Raw genomic sequence first — 245 nt, 5'->3', positions numbered from 1 at the left:
GAGCTGCCAGTGGCGCGAGTGACCGGTGTGAGGCCGTTATCGCGGAACAGTTGCTGCACCACCACATTATGGATCGAGTACCAAAACGGAATCGCCACCGACTTGCCGCCCAGTTGCTTCACGTCGGTAATGCCTGGCGATACGGTCAAGCCTGAACCGCCCACATGATTCCACGCCACAACTTTGGCTGGCACCTTACTGCCATAGCGCGCCCATACGGTCATCGGCGACAACAGGTGTATGAC

At 58.4% G+C, this 245-nt stretch carries 1 pseudogene; it reads right to left on the bottom strand.

What is annotated here, in order from left to right:
• Window positions 1–245, bottom strand: a pseudogene (locus tag AAEZ05_RS29755) (ABC transporter substrate-binding protein); the annotation flags it as partial.

It is taken from the genome of Pseudomonas sp. HY13-MNA-CIBAN-0226, from assembly GCF_040310305.1.
Taxonomy (GTDB): domain Bacteria; phylum Pseudomonadota; class Gammaproteobacteria; order Pseudomonadales; family Pseudomonadaceae; genus Aquipseudomonas; species Aquipseudomonas gregormendelii.
The sequence above is the reverse complement of the archived record's forward strand: the minus strand, read 5'-3'. Positions and strand labels throughout refer to the sequence as shown.